The organism is Micromonospora sp. CA-240977 (assembly GCF_050942285.1).
In the GTDB taxonomy this organism is placed as follows: Bacteria; Actinomycetota; Actinomycetes; order Mycobacteriales; family Micromonosporaceae; genus Micromonospora.
The window spans coordinates 6,209,560-6,221,603 of sequence record NZ_CP192055.1; the positions used below are offsets into that span (position 1 = coordinate 6,209,560).

At 72.4% G+C, this 12,044-nt stretch carries 13 protein-coding genes and 2 pseudogenes; 6 read left to right on the plus strand and 9 right to left on the minus strand.

Features of this window, described 5'->3' with window-relative positions; all coding sequences use genetic code 11:
* Positions 1-45: 45 nt before the first annotated feature.
* The 5 genes from ACQPWW_RS28065 to ACQPWW_RS28085 are packed head-to-tail and all read right to left on the minus strand — an operon-like array spanning position 46 to position 5,957.
* Positions 46-843 (minus strand): 2-keto-4-pentenoate hydratase, encoded by a 798-nt coding sequence (locus tag ACQPWW_RS28065; RefSeq protein WP_433126661.1) that lies wholly within the window; start codon positions 841-843, stop codon positions 46-48.
* A gap of 20 nt (positions 844-863) precedes the next feature.
* On the minus strand, positions 864-2,345 hold the full coding sequence (locus ACQPWW_RS28070; protein ID WP_433134609.1) for a 2-hydroxymuconic semialdehyde dehydrogenase: 1,482 nt from the start codon (positions 2,343-2,345) through the stop codon (positions 864-866).
* 23 nt (positions 2,346-2,368) lie between these two features.
* Complete coding sequence (locus ACQPWW_RS28075; RefSeq protein ID WP_433126664.1) at positions 2,369-3,697, minus strand: FAD-dependent oxidoreductase; 1,329 nt, start codon at positions 3,695-3,697, stop codon at positions 2,369-2,371.
* Positions 3,694-5,079, minus strand: a complete 1,386-nt coding sequence (gene kynU, locus ACQPWW_RS28080) for a kynureninase (protein WP_433126666.1) — start codon at positions 5,077-5,079, stop codon at positions 3,694-3,696. Before kynU ends, ACQPWW_RS28075 begins: the two co-directional genes overlap by 4 nt.
* Entirely contained in the window at positions 5,055-5,957 is a 903-nt protein-coding gene (locus ACQPWW_RS28085) for a tryptophan 2,3-dioxygenase (protein ID WP_433126667.1), read from the minus strand. Before ACQPWW_RS28085 ends, kynU begins: the two co-directional genes overlap by 25 nt.
* A gap of 147 nt (positions 5,958-6,104) precedes the next feature.
* On the opposite strand from ACQPWW_RS28085, the gene ACQPWW_RS28090 reads away from it, so the two are divergent.
* From ACQPWW_RS28090 to ACQPWW_RS28100, 3 genes are all read left to right on the plus strand, one after another.
* Entirely contained in the window at positions 6,105-6,557 is a 453-nt protein-coding gene (locus ACQPWW_RS28090) for an Lrp/AsnC family transcriptional regulator (protein WP_433126669.1), read from the plus strand.
* A 142-nt stretch (positions 6,558-6,699) separates the two neighbouring features.
* Complete coding sequence (locus tag ACQPWW_RS28095) at positions 6,700-7,224, plus strand: hypothetical protein (protein ID WP_433126670.1); 525 nt, start codon at positions 6,700-6,702, stop codon at positions 7,222-7,224.
* 75 nt (positions 7,225-7,299) lie between these two features.
* A complete protein-coding gene (locus ACQPWW_RS28100; protein WP_433134611.1) occupies positions 7,300-8,073 on the plus strand; it encodes a class F sortase in 774 nt (257 codons plus the stop codon).
* 24 nt (positions 8,074-8,097) lie between these two features.
* On the opposite strand, the gene ACQPWW_RS28105 is transcribed toward ACQPWW_RS28100, so the two are convergent.
* Both ACQPWW_RS28105 and ACQPWW_RS28110 read right to left on the minus strand, forming a co-directional pair.
* Complete coding sequence (locus ACQPWW_RS28105) at positions 8,098-8,508, minus strand: type II toxin-antitoxin system VapC family toxin (protein ID WP_433126672.1); 411 nt, start codon at positions 8,506-8,508, stop codon at positions 8,098-8,100.
* Positions 8,505-8,783, minus strand: a complete 279-nt coding sequence (locus ACQPWW_RS28110) for a type II toxin-antitoxin system Phd/YefM family antitoxin (protein WP_433126673.1) — start codon at positions 8,781-8,783, stop codon at positions 8,505-8,507. The genes ACQPWW_RS28105 and ACQPWW_RS28110 overlap by 4 nt, the downstream gene beginning before the upstream one ends.
* Before the next feature lie 61 nt (positions 8,784-8,844).
* Between ACQPWW_RS28110 and ACQPWW_RS28115 the strand changes: the two are divergent.
* A pseudogene (locus tag ACQPWW_RS28115) lies at positions 8,845-8,931 on the plus strand (class F sortase); the annotation flags it as partial.
* Positions 8,932-8,939: 8 nt separating this feature from the next.
* Here ACQPWW_RS28115 and ACQPWW_RS28120 read toward each other — a convergent pair.
* A pseudogene (locus ACQPWW_RS28120) lies at positions 8,940-9,620 on the minus strand (TioE family transcriptional regulator); the annotation flags it as partial.
* 82 nt (positions 9,621-9,702) lie between these two features.
* On the opposite strand from ACQPWW_RS28120, the gene ACQPWW_RS28125 reads away from it, so the two are divergent.
* A complete protein-coding gene (locus ACQPWW_RS28125) occupies positions 9,703-11,283 on the plus strand; it encodes a DUF6194 family protein (RefSeq protein WP_433126675.1) in 1,581 nt (526 codons plus the stop codon).
* A 92-nt stretch (positions 11,284-11,375) separates the two neighbouring features.
* On the opposite strand, the gene ACQPWW_RS28130 is transcribed toward ACQPWW_RS28125, so the two are convergent.
* Complete coding sequence (locus tag ACQPWW_RS28130; protein ID WP_433126676.1) at positions 11,376-11,912, minus strand: HNH endonuclease; 537 nt, start codon at positions 11,910-11,912, stop codon at positions 11,376-11,378.
* On the opposite strand from ACQPWW_RS28130, the gene ACQPWW_RS28135 reads away from it, so the two are divergent.
* Positions 11,902-12,033: a hypothetical protein gene (locus ACQPWW_RS28135; RefSeq protein WP_355029015.1), complete on the plus strand. Its 132-nt coding sequence runs from the start codon at positions 11,902-11,904 to the stop codon at positions 12,031-12,033. The genes ACQPWW_RS28130 and ACQPWW_RS28135 overlap by 11 nt on opposite strands.
* Positions 12,034-12,044 lie beyond the last annotated feature (11 nt).

Consider the following 12,044-nt stretch of genomic DNA (forward strand, 5'->3'; position numbering starts at 1 on the left):
CGCTGGTGTTCGCGACCGCGGGGCTCGCAATCTCACTCCTCGCGCTCACCTGTCGCCTCCGTCGCTGAAACAGGTGCGCACCGAACCGAGCCCGGAGATCCGCGCCTCGTACGCCGCTCCCGAGGTGACCGGCACCATCGGGCCGAGCGCCCCGGAGAGCACCACGTCCCCGGCGCGCAGCGGGTCACCGGCGCGCGCGAGGGTGCCGGCCAGCCAGTGCAGGGCGTGCAGAGGGTTGCCCAGGCAGGCCGCGCCCGCGCCCACCGAGACCGGCTCACCGGCGTGCTCCAGCACCATCCCGCACAGCCGCAGGTCGACGTCGGCGAGGCGGCGGGGCGTGGTGCCGAGCACGAAGAGCCCGCTGGAGGCGTTGTCCGCGACGGTGTCCACGATGGAGATGTCCCAGCCGGCGATCCGCGAGTCGACGATCTCGATGGCCGGCAGCACGTGATCGACAGCGCGGATCAGGTCGACGGTGGTGAGCTGCGGGTCCGGGAGGTCCTTGTCGAGCACGAACGCGATCTCCGCCTCGACCCGGGGCTGGAGCAGCCGGTCGATGGGCACCTCGACCCCGTCGCCGACCGCCATGGCGTCGGTCAGCATGCCGAAGTCCGGCTGGAACACCCCGAAGGTCTCCTGCACCGCCCGGGACGTCAGCCCGATCTTCGCGCCGACCCGGCGTTCGCCGCGGCCCTGCCAGGCCCGCGCCTGGAGCTGCTGCACCCGGTACGCCGACTCGACATCCCCCTCCGGCAGCAGTCGCCCCCGCAGCGGCGGGCACGGCTTGCCGGTGCTGCGGGCGTCAGCCAGCTCCCGGTTGGCGGCCTCGATGTCAGCTTCCATGCCCGCTCCCTCGCCACGGCTCACGACAGGTCCACGCAGACGTTCGTCAGTTCGGAGTAGAAGTTCAACGAGTGCACGCCGCCCTCCCGGCCGATGCCGGACGCCTTCACCCCGCCGAACGGGGTGCGCAGGTCCCGCAGGAACCAGGTGTTGACCCAGACGATGCCGGCGTCCAGCCGGGCGCCGGCGCGGTGCGCGACGCCCACGTCCCGGGTCCACACCGTCGCCGCGAGGCCGTACTCGGTGCCGTTCGCCAGGGCGTACGCCTCGTCCTCGGTGTCGAACGGCGCGACGTGCACCACCGGGCCGAAGATCTCCTCCCGGTTGGTGCGGGCCTCCGGGCCGAGCCCGGTGAGCACTGTCGGCTGCACGTACGACCCGCCGTCGCGGGCGTCGCCGAAGGTGGGCGTGCCGCCACCGGTGAGCACCTCGGCGCCCTCGGCGCGGGCCAGCTCGTACGCGCCGAGGACCTTCGACCGATGCTGGTGGGAGATCAGCGGCATGGTGGCGGTGGCCTCGTCGGTCGGCCACCCGTACGCCAGCTCGCCGGCCCGCTTCGCCAGCCGGGCGGTGAACTCCTCGAAGACCGGGCGCTGCACGTAGAGGCGTTCGGTGCAGAGGCACACCTGGCCCCCGTTGGTGAAGCTGGACCGCACCGAGCCGGCCACCGCGGCGTCCAGGTCGGCGTCGGCGAAGACCAGGCCGGCGTTCTTTCCGCCCAGCTCGAAGCTCACCGCCTTCACCCCGTCGGCGGCGGCCCGCATGATCGCGCCGCCGGTGGCCGACTCACCGGTGAAGGTGATCGCGTCGACCCCCGGGTGGCGGGTGAGGTGCTCGCCGGCCGAGTCGGGCCCGAAACCGTGCACCACATTGAACACCCCGGCCGGTACGCCCGCGGCGGCCATCACCTCGGCGAGCACCGTCGCCGAGGCGGGCGTCTCCTCGCTGGGCTTGACCACCACGGCGTTGCCGCAGGCCAGCGCCGGGGCCACCTTCCAGGTGAGCAGCAGCAGCGGCAGGTTCCACGGCACGATGACAGCGACCACGCCGACCGGCTTGCGCAGCGCGTAGTTGAGCGCCCGGCCACCGGTCGGGGTGACGGTGGTGAACGACTCGGTGGGGGCGGTCGCCACGATCTCCGCGAACGCCCGGAAGTTCGCCGCACCGCGCGGGATGTCCAGCGTCCGGGCCTGCGCGATGGACTTGCCGGTGTCGGCGACCTCGGCGGTGACCAGATCGTCGAAGCGGCGCTCCAACTCGTCGGCGACCCGGCGCAGCACCTCCGCGCGTTCCCGCTCGCCCATCCGGCCCCACGGGCCGCGCAACGCGGCCCGCGCGGCGGCCACCGCGTCGTCCACAGTGGCCCGGGACGCCTCGACCACCTCGAAGACCTGCTCGCCGGTCACCGGGCTGGCCTTGGCGAAGGTCGGACCACCGTCGACGAACTCGCCACCGACGAAGTTGCGCAACCGCCGCGGCCCGGCCGGCGGGTGGCCGGCCATCAGCAGTGGATCCCAGTTGGCGGTCATCCGCGCCTCCCTCGACCGAGTGTCGCGCCGAGCAGCAGCAGCGCGGCCCCGCCGACGACCGCGCCGAGCACCCGGTGCTGCCGGCGCACCCGGCGGCGCACCTCCGCGTACGGGGTGGTGGAGAAGGACACCAGCTCGTACTGGGAAACGTACCGGCCGGGCAGGGCGCGTTCCAGTGCGTGCTCGATCCGGCGGCGGAGCTGGAAGACCGGGGAGGCGACCTTGTCCCGCATCTCCACGAAGTTGGTGAGCGCCATCGTGGCGATGGCCTCGGCGTTCTCCTGGCGGCGTCGCTGGAACAACGGCAGCGCCGCCAACCAGTCGTCGGCGCACTCGTCAAGGCAGCGGTCCAGCTCGACCACGTCCTCGAACGCGCAGTTGGCGCCCTGACCGTAGAACGGCACTATCGCGTGCGCCGCGTCGCCGAGCAGCCCGACCTTGCCGAAGACCTGCCACGGGGCGCAGCGGACCGTGCCGAGCACGCCCACCGGGTTGTGCTGGTAGTCGTCGACAAGGTTCGGCGCCAACGGGATGACGTCCGGGTAGTGCGTGGCGAAGTGCTCCTCGATCGCCGTCGGGTGGTCCAGGGCCGCGAAGCTCCCGGCGCCCTCGTTGGGCCAGAACAGCGTGCAGGTGAAGGAGCGGTCCGGGTTGGGCAGCGCGATCATCATCGAGGTGCCGCGCGGCCAGATGTGCAGCGCGTCCGGGTCGAGCGCGAAGTCCCCGCCCAGCGGCGGGATGGTCAGCTCCTTGTAGCCGTAGTCGAGGAAGTCCACGCTCTCGTCCAGCAGCCCGTACGCGAGCAGTTGTCCGCGTACCGCGGAGCCGGCGCCGTCGGCGCCCAGCACCACCGACGCCTTGGCGGCGACCGGGCCCTGCGGGGTTTCGAAGCTCAGGGTCCCGTCGGTCGGGTCGAGCCCGACCAGCCGGTGGTCGAAGACGACCCGTACTCCGGGCAGCGCGGCGGCCTCGTCCAGCAGGGCGTTGTTCAGGGCCCCCCGGCTGATCGAGTTGATCGCCCGGTCACCGGCCGCGCTGTACGACTGGAACTGCTGCTCCCCCGCCACCGGGTGGATCATCCGGCCGCGCATCGGCAGGGCGTCGGTCAGCACCTGCTCGGCCAGCCCGATCCGGCGCAGCGCGTCCAGGCCGCGCTCGGAGAGCGCCAGGTTGATCGAGCGACCGCGCTCGGCAGTGCCGGCCCGCGGGTCGGACCGGCGCTCGTAGAGGGCCACCGGGTAGCCGCGCCGGGCCAGGAAGCAGGCGGCCAGGCAGCCGGCCAGTCCGGCGCCGATGACCGCGATCTCGTCGCGCCGCTTCGTCATGGAGTCACCTGCCCGACCGTCGCCGCCAGCGCGGCGGCGGCCCGCCAACAGTCGTGGTACGTGGAGTAGAGCGGCACCGGGGCGAACCGGACGACGTCCGGCTCACGGGCGTCGGCGATGACGCCGTGCTCGTACCGCAGGCGTTTGGTCAGCTCGGCGGCGCTGCCGGCGCCGATGCGGACCGAGAGTTGGCAACCCCGCCGGGCCGGGTCGCGCGGGGTGATCACGCGCAGCGGCCGGTCGGCGACGACCTCGTCCAGCAGTGACTCCAACCAGCCGGTGAGGCGCTGGCTGCGGGCACGCAACGCGGGCATGCCGACCGCGTCGAACAGCTCCAGCGAGGTGCGCACCGGGCCCATCGCGAAGATCGGCGGGTTGGAGATCTGCCAGGCCTCCACAGTCGCGGGCGGCCGGGACACCGGTGTCATCTCGAACCGGGTGGCCGCCGCGGTGCTCCACCAGCCCTCGAAGCGGGGCAGGTCGGGGTCGCCGAGGTGCCGCTCGTGCACGAAGACGCCCGCCAGCGCGCCCGGGCCGGAGTTCAGGTACTTGTAGGAGCACCAGGCCGCGAAGTCGACGTCCCAGTCGTGCAGGGCCAGTGGCACGTTGCCGACCGCGTGGGCCAGGTCCCAGCCGACCACCGCACCGGCCGCCCGGCCGGCGGCCGTGATCGCCGGGAGGTCCAACAACTCGCCGGTCAGGTAGTTGACCCCGCCGAGCAGCACAAGCGCCACCCGGTCGCCCTCGGCGGCCAGGTAGTCGGTCACGTCCTCGGTGCGCAGGGCGTCCTCGCCGGCCCGCGGACGCAAGCGGACCACTGTCTCGTCCGGGTCCAGGCCGTGGAACCGGGCCTGGCTGCGCACCGCGTAGCTGTCCGAGGGGAACGCCGCGTCCTCGATGACGATCCGGGTGCGGACGCCGGCCGGGCGGTAGAAACTCACCATCAGCAGGTGCAGGTTGACAGTGAGCGAGTTCATCACCACGGTTTCCGCGGGCCGGCCGCCGACCAGTCGGGCGGCCGGCGCGGTCAACAACTCGTGGTACGGCAGCCAGGCGCGCTCCGCCTCCAGGTGCCCCTCGACGCCGAGCCGCCCCCAGGCGTCCAGATCGGCAAGGAGTTCGTCGCGGGTGGCCCGGGGTTGCAGGCCGAGCGAGTTGCCGGCCAGGTACGCCGACTCGGGGTGGTCGCCGCCGTCGGCCGGCGGCACGTGGAACAGGTGCCGGTGGCCGGGGTCGGCCTCGTCCCGGCGACGCGCTTCCGCCTCGCCAGCGGCGAGGCCCAGGGGCTCCGCCTCGCCAGCGGCGAGGCCCAGCGGCTCGGCTTCAGGGGTCGTCATTGCGGGTTCTCGCTCTCCGGTCACATCGCGGTACGGGCCGACCACAGCTCCGGGAAGACCACCCGGGACATGCTGCGCTGCAACCACGCCAAACCGGCGGAGCCGCCGCTGCCGACCTTGGCGCCCATCGTGCGCTGCACCGCCTTGACGTGGTTCCAGCGCCAGTCGCCGAACTCCTCGGCGACGCCGCTCAGCGCCTCGCCGAGCAGGCGCAGATGGTTGTCCGGGCCGGTGTCGGCGTAGATCCGGACCCAGGCCGCCTCGACCGACGGCTGCGGGTCGTGCTCCACCGCGACGTCCCGGGCGAGCAGGTCGGCGGGGAGGTCGAAGCCACGCCGGGCGAGCAGCGCGACAACGTCGTCCCACAGGCTCGGGGTGGCCAGCGCGGCGCTCAGCGCGGCGTGCACCTCGGTCTGCCGACGGAAGGGCCGGATCAGCGCCGGGTCGCGCAGCCCGAGCAGGAACTCCAGGTGCCGGTACATCGCCGACTGGAAGCCGGAACCCTCGCCGAGCAGGTTGCGGAACCTGTTGAAGTCGGCCGGCGTCATCCAGCGCAGCCCCTGCCAGGCGGCGTTGAGCCCCTCCAGGTGCAGGGTCGCGCGGCGCAGCGGGGCCAGCGCGTCCCAGACCCGGTCGGCGCGCAGCAGGCGCTGGGTCTCCCGCAGCTCATGGCAGGTCAGCCCGAAGTACAGCTCCATGATCTGGCTGACCATCAGGAAGGACATCTCGCCGGGGTCGTCGCTGAGGGGCTGCTGCAACTGGTGCAGGGCGCTGGCCCGCACGTACGCGTCGTAGGGCACCAGGTCGGCGAACTCCAGGGTCGGCTCGCCGCCGTTGCGCGCGGCACGGGCGGCCCGCTGTCGCGGGGTCACCGGCCGCACCGAGGCGGGGCGGTTCGGCGCCCGCCGCTCCGTCTGATCCACCAGTCGTCTCCCTCCCCCGGACGTGTCGACGTCATGATCTCGCGGTCGGATCGGCCTGCGGAATGCCGGATCAACGGCTCTCGCCGCGTTGTCTTGACGAACCGAAGGCAAGTAGGCGAATTCGGTTCACGAAAGTAAGGTCTGAGCGTGGACGACATGGACTGGGCGCTGCTGCGTGAGCTGCAGGCCGACGCGCGGCTCTCCTTCAGCGAGCTGTCCCGGCGGGTGCACCTGTCCCCGCCTGCCGTCGCGGAGCGGGTCCGCCGGCTGGAGGAGGCCGGCGTCGTCACCGGCTACCACGCCCACGTCGACCTGACCCGGGCCGGCCGCACCGTCGTCGCGCTGATCCGGATGTCCTGCTACGGCGCGCGCTGCATCCTGCACGACCCGGCGGTGGCCGGCTGGCCGGAGATTCTGGAGATTCACCGGATCACCGGCGACGCGTGCAGCATGCTCAAGGTGGCCGCCGGCTCGATCGGCGACTTCGAGGCGGTCATCGACCGGCTCGCCCCGTACGGCCAGCCGTCGAGCACGATGGTCCTCTCCTCCCCGCTCGACTGGCGATCGATCACCGCCCTCCCCTCCCCCCGCCGCGGCTGACCCGGGTTTGGCCCCGAGCCAGCGGGAAAGCAACGCCGTGCCGAGGGGACGCCCTTCCTTCCGTCCGGAGTGCCGCCTTGCGGCGCAAAGGCGGAATGAGGGGCGGAGGGTTCCGGCGGTCGTCGCCGGTTGGGGGGAAATCATGCAGGCAGTCCGCACGATCAACCGCGCGCTCTCGTCCGCACTGACACTGGTTGCGCTGGTCGGGGCGTTCGTCCTGATGTCGGTGGCACCGGCGCGCGCCGGCGAGAACGTCTTCGTCGAGGTGACGCCGAACAGCGTCCAGGCCGGCAGCCGGGTCAGCATCAAGGCGAGCTGCGACAACGACAACAACAACCGCCAGTCCAACGTGCACTCCGACGCGTTCGGGCACGTGATGCTCAAACCGGACAGGGGGTTCCTGACCGGGCAGGTCACCATCCCGGGGGACAAGGCGGCCGGCGACTACCCGGTCGACCTGCGTTGCGAGAACGGCCAGACGGCCTCGACCACGCTCACCGTGCTGAACATGGCCTCCCCCAGCAAGGGACCGGCGACCGGGGGTGGCGGGACGGCCGGCGGCCGCGGTACCGGCTCGTTGCTGGTGCTCGGCGGCGTGGCGCTGGTCGCCACCGCTGTGGCGCTCGGGATGGCGGGCGGCCGACGTCGGACCGGAGCCGGCTCCTGAGCCGGGTGACCCATGACCCGCGATGCCGCGCGTGCGCGGCCGGACCGCCGCGCCCGCTTCCAGGTCGGGCCGCTGCTGCGCGCCTCCGGTCGGCTGGTGGCCCGCGCCTCCGGCCGGCTGGGTCGGGTCGCCGGGCAGGCCGGATCGGCCAGTGTCGCCACCCCGGATCCGGCCGCCACCCCGCTGCCGCCGCGGCGCCTGGCCGGACCGCTGTCGTTCCGGCCCCGTTTCGGTACGGGACCGGGGCTGCCGGTACTGGCCATCGCCGCGGTGATGGTGCTGATCGTGGCGATGCTCGGCGTCGAGCAGGTGACCGGGATGAGCCTGCTGCCGGACCGGCTCAGCGCCGGGTTCCGGCCGCCGCCGAAGAAGTTCCCGGTGCTGACGGCCAGCCGCCCGACCAGCCTCGCCATCGACAAGATCGACCTGCGGGCGCCCGTGCACGACGTGGGCATCGCTCCGGACGGCACCATCGCCGTGCCGGACGTGGCCCGCGCCCAGGAGGCCGGCTGGTACGACAAGGGGCCGACCCCCGGCCAGTACGGCCCGGCGGTGATCGTCGGGCACGTCGACACCACAACCGGGCCGGCGGTCTTCCACAAGCTCCGCGAACTGCGCGACGGCGACCAGATCGAGGTCACCCGCACCGACCGCAGCGTGGCGGTCTTCGAGGTGAACTCGGTGGAGAAGTTCGACAAGGGCCGACTGCCGGTGGACGAGGTGTACGGCGACTTCAGCCACCCGAGCCTTCGACTGATCACCTGCGGCGGCCAGTGGGTCGGCGGTGAGACCGGCTACTCCGACAACGTGGTGGTGTTCGCGTCGCTGGTCAGGGCGCGTTCAGGGTGAGGGCGGGCAGATCGGAACTACAGGTCAGTTCTGGCCTGGGCTCGCCACGGGCAACCCCACAGCCTTGGCACAGTCGAGCAGTCGCCGGTCGTAACTGACGAATGCGATGAGTGCCGTTCCGGACTCGTTGGTCAGAACCTGGGCCGTGGCAAGGTGGATGGCGTCGAGGCTGCGTAGCGTCGGCTCGGCAAACGCAGCTGCGGTCGCGCGGATAGTGCCGTCGATCTCCAGCCGGAAGAGACGTCCGACGGCCGCCGGCACTCCGATCAACGCTTGCGGGGCTGATCGGCGCAAGGCTCTGGGCACCTCGACCTCGACGAGCGCAGAGGAGACCAGCGGGACGTCGCCCTGCGCGTTGAGCCAGGAGACGAGGTCAGCGCTACACGCCTCCTGCCGAACCAACTTCACGACGGCGGCGGAGTCGAGATAGATCACCAGCGCTCCTCGTCTCGCATCTCGGCAAGAGTGGCAGCCACGTCCACGTCCTCGGCACCGAGCTTTGGCGGAAGCGGGACAGGGCCGCTCCCGGTTGGCGCGACGGCCCGCCCCGCCGCTACGAGCTTGGCCAGCACAGACCTGTCGTCACTGACCGGAACCAGTCGGGCGATCGGATGCCCACGATCGGTGATCTCGACGGTCTCGCCACCACTCACCCGAGCCAGCACTTGACTCGTGTTCTGGTTCAGCTCTCGGACCCCGATACGCTCCATGGACAGAGTGTAGAACTAAATGTTCTACACAGCGATCCAGCTCGCCATATATCAAGAAGGCGGCGGCCAGTGGGTCGGCGGTGAGACCGGCTACTCCGACAATGTTGTGGTGTTCGCGTCGCTGGTCAGGGCGCGGGACGGTGGTTGAGCGGCGTCGAGGTGGTCGGCGAGCCGGGCGGCGCCGGTGAGCATGGCCCGGCCGCGCTCGGTGAGCCGTTCCCGCCACCGGCCCAGCGACGCGGCGAGCGGTTCGGCGCCGCCCGCGGCACGCACCTGACGCAGCACGCCGGCGATGTGGTCGAGCCGGTACCCGCCGCGGCGCAACAGGTGGGCGAGCTCGGCGTCGCGGACGTCGTCCGGGAGGTAGACCCGGTAGTGGGTCGCCGGATCGCGCGCCGGCCGCAGCACCCCGGCCCGCTCCCACTTGCGCAGTGTGGCGGGCCGAACGCCGAGACGGTGAGCCAGCACGCTGACGGACACGGCCTTCCGGGCCTGCGGTTGCGGCAGCGTCGCGGTGAGCGTCGTCACCGCCGCCTCGACCGCGTCCAGGGTCTCCCGGTCGCGTTGGAGCAGGGCATGGCCCTGGTCGATGGTGCGCAACGCCGTGTCGATCTCGCCCCGGTTGACGGCCCGCATGATCTCACCGCTGGCCGCGTGGCCGTGGCCCGCGATCAGCGCGAGGTAGGCGCTCAACGCCGTGGCGTGCACCTTGGTGAACCGGCGGTAGCCGTTCGGCGTGCGCTCGGCCGGCGGCAGGACTCCGTCGCGTTCGTAGTTGCGCACCGCCTGCGCGGAGAGACCGTGGGCACGCGCGAGGTCGATCGGACGGCGTACCACTGGGTTTGAGGGTTTGGTGGCTGTCACCCGTGCTCCATCGCTGCTGAGTCTCAACCGCTGGTTCAACGATACGGTTTATGGAATGCCAGCTTTTCTCGACCTGCTCGCGAAAACTCCGGACCTGCTCGCGCTCGGCGAGCCGACGCACGGCGAGTCCGCCTTCCTCCAGCTCCGCAACGACGCCTTCCTGTCCCTGGCCGAGCACGGCTACCGATCGATCGCGGTGGAGAGCGACCGGGCGGCCGGGCTGATCGCCGACGAGTTCGTGCAGGGTGGCGCGGAAGTGTCGCTCGAACGGGCGCTCTCCGAAGGGTTCAGCCACGAATTCGGCACCATCCCGGCCAATCGCGACCTCCTGCTGCGGATGCGCGAGTGGAACACGGGACGGCCGGCCGCCGAACGCCTGACGTTCCACGGCTTCGACGCCCCGTTGGAGCTTGCGAACGTCCCGAGCCCGCGGCGCCACCTCACCCGGGTCTGTGACTTCCTCGGCCTCGACCGATCCGCCGAGATCGACGCCCTGATCGGGGACGAGGCGCGGTGGAGCGATCCCGCCGCGATCTGGGAGCCGGGCCGGTCGGTGGGGCGCTCGACCGACGCCCGGGACCTGCGGGTGCTCGCCGACGACCTCCGCACCGAGTTGTACCTGCGGGCGCCCTGGAAGTCCGCGGGCTGGCCGGCGGCGTTCGTGCACGCGACGTCCGCGATCGCGGTGCTGCGCTACCACGCCGCGGCCGCCGCCCCACTGGCGCAGGAGGAACGCTTCGTCCGCCTGGCCGCGGTCCGCGACGCGCTGATGGCCGAGAACCTGCTCGCGATCCGATCCGCCGAGGCACACCGCGGGCCCACGCTGGTCTTCGGGCACAACACGCACCTCCAACGCCACCCGAGCACGATGACGCTGGCCGGCACCGAGGTGTCCTGGGCCGGCGCCGGCGCGATCGTCGCGTCGCTGCTGGGCGACCGGTACGCGGTGATCGTCGGCAGCCTGGGCGCGAGCCCGGCGCTCGGCATCGGGGCGCCCGCCGCGTCGACCTACGAGGGCAGACTCCAGCAGGAGACCGACCTCCCCCGGTACGTGCTGGCGTCCGACATCGGGCCGGCCGAGCGGCGGACGCACGACTACCGTTACTTCCCGCTGGACCGGGCCACCATCGAGCACGCCGACGCGGTCCTGCACGTCCCGACCGGCGTCGACGCGGCCGTGCTCGCCGATCGGATCGTCGCTCTGCCCGGCGTCGAGCAGGTCGTGGCGAGTGCGGAGAACGGCTCACCCGAGGCGGCCTGGGGCGACCGGTTCTTCTTCGTCGGCCCGGACCGCCGTCAGCCGTTCGCCACAATCGTCGAGCACGACGTGCCCGGCTTCGACGAGGCCGCACAGCTGGACCGCCCCGGTGTCTTCCGCCTCAACCTGGACCTGGGCCGCGACGAGTTCGAGCGACTTTTCGGCTTCCCGCCCAAGGCATTCGAGGACCACCGGGACGAATTCGACTTCGCCCGGCTGGACACCCTCACGCCGCACCCGGGCTACGCGCTCCACGGGTTCGCCAGCATCGTCCTGCCCGGCCCGCACCTGCTGCCCGAGATCGACCGGCTGTTGGCTGTCGCGCACGCTCGGGCGGTCGACCGCGCCGCGCGCCGGGCAGCCCGCCAGCAGCAGTGAGCCAGCGCGCCCGGGGGCATCGCCCGCCCGGCAGCCGCACCGACGGCAGATCCGCGCCGGTCAGCCACCGCCGCTGACCGTGGCGTGCGACGTCAGGCGGCGGCTTCCGGCTCCCGCAGATCCAGCCAGTCGGCCCAGCGGGGGTCGGGGGCGCGGTGCCCCAGCACCCGCCAGGCGGTGCCCTTCGGCGCGACGGGCAGCGCGTGCAACCGCCACCCCATCTCCGCCGGCGTCTTGTCGCCCTTCGTGTGGTTGCACCGGGCGCACGCGGCGACCACGTTCTCCCAGGCGTGCCGGCCACCCCGACTGCGGGGGAAGACATGGTCGATGGTCTCGGCCGGGCCCCGACAGTAGGCGCACCGCCACCCGTCCCGGGCGAAGATCGCCCGCCGGGACAACCCGACGTGCGTTCGGTACGGCACGCGGACGAAGCGGGTCAGCCGGACCACTGACGGCACCGGGAGCGCGTCGCGGGCGCTGTGCAGAATGCCGTCGCCGTCGGCGACGCAGACCGCCTTGGCGGAGAGAACGAGGATCGCGGCGCGGCGCACCGACACGACACACAGCGGCTCGTAGGTGGCGTTGAGGACCAACGCGCCGGAGCCCACCGTGGGTCGTATGTCAGGCATCGCGATCACCCTCCCGGTTCAGCGGCTGCTGCGTACCGCCGTCGACCGAGGTCGGGGCATGACCACCCACACGGTCGACGCCGGGCCGATCACCGACGTCCGTTGCGCCAATAGTCCCTGATCGGACCCCGG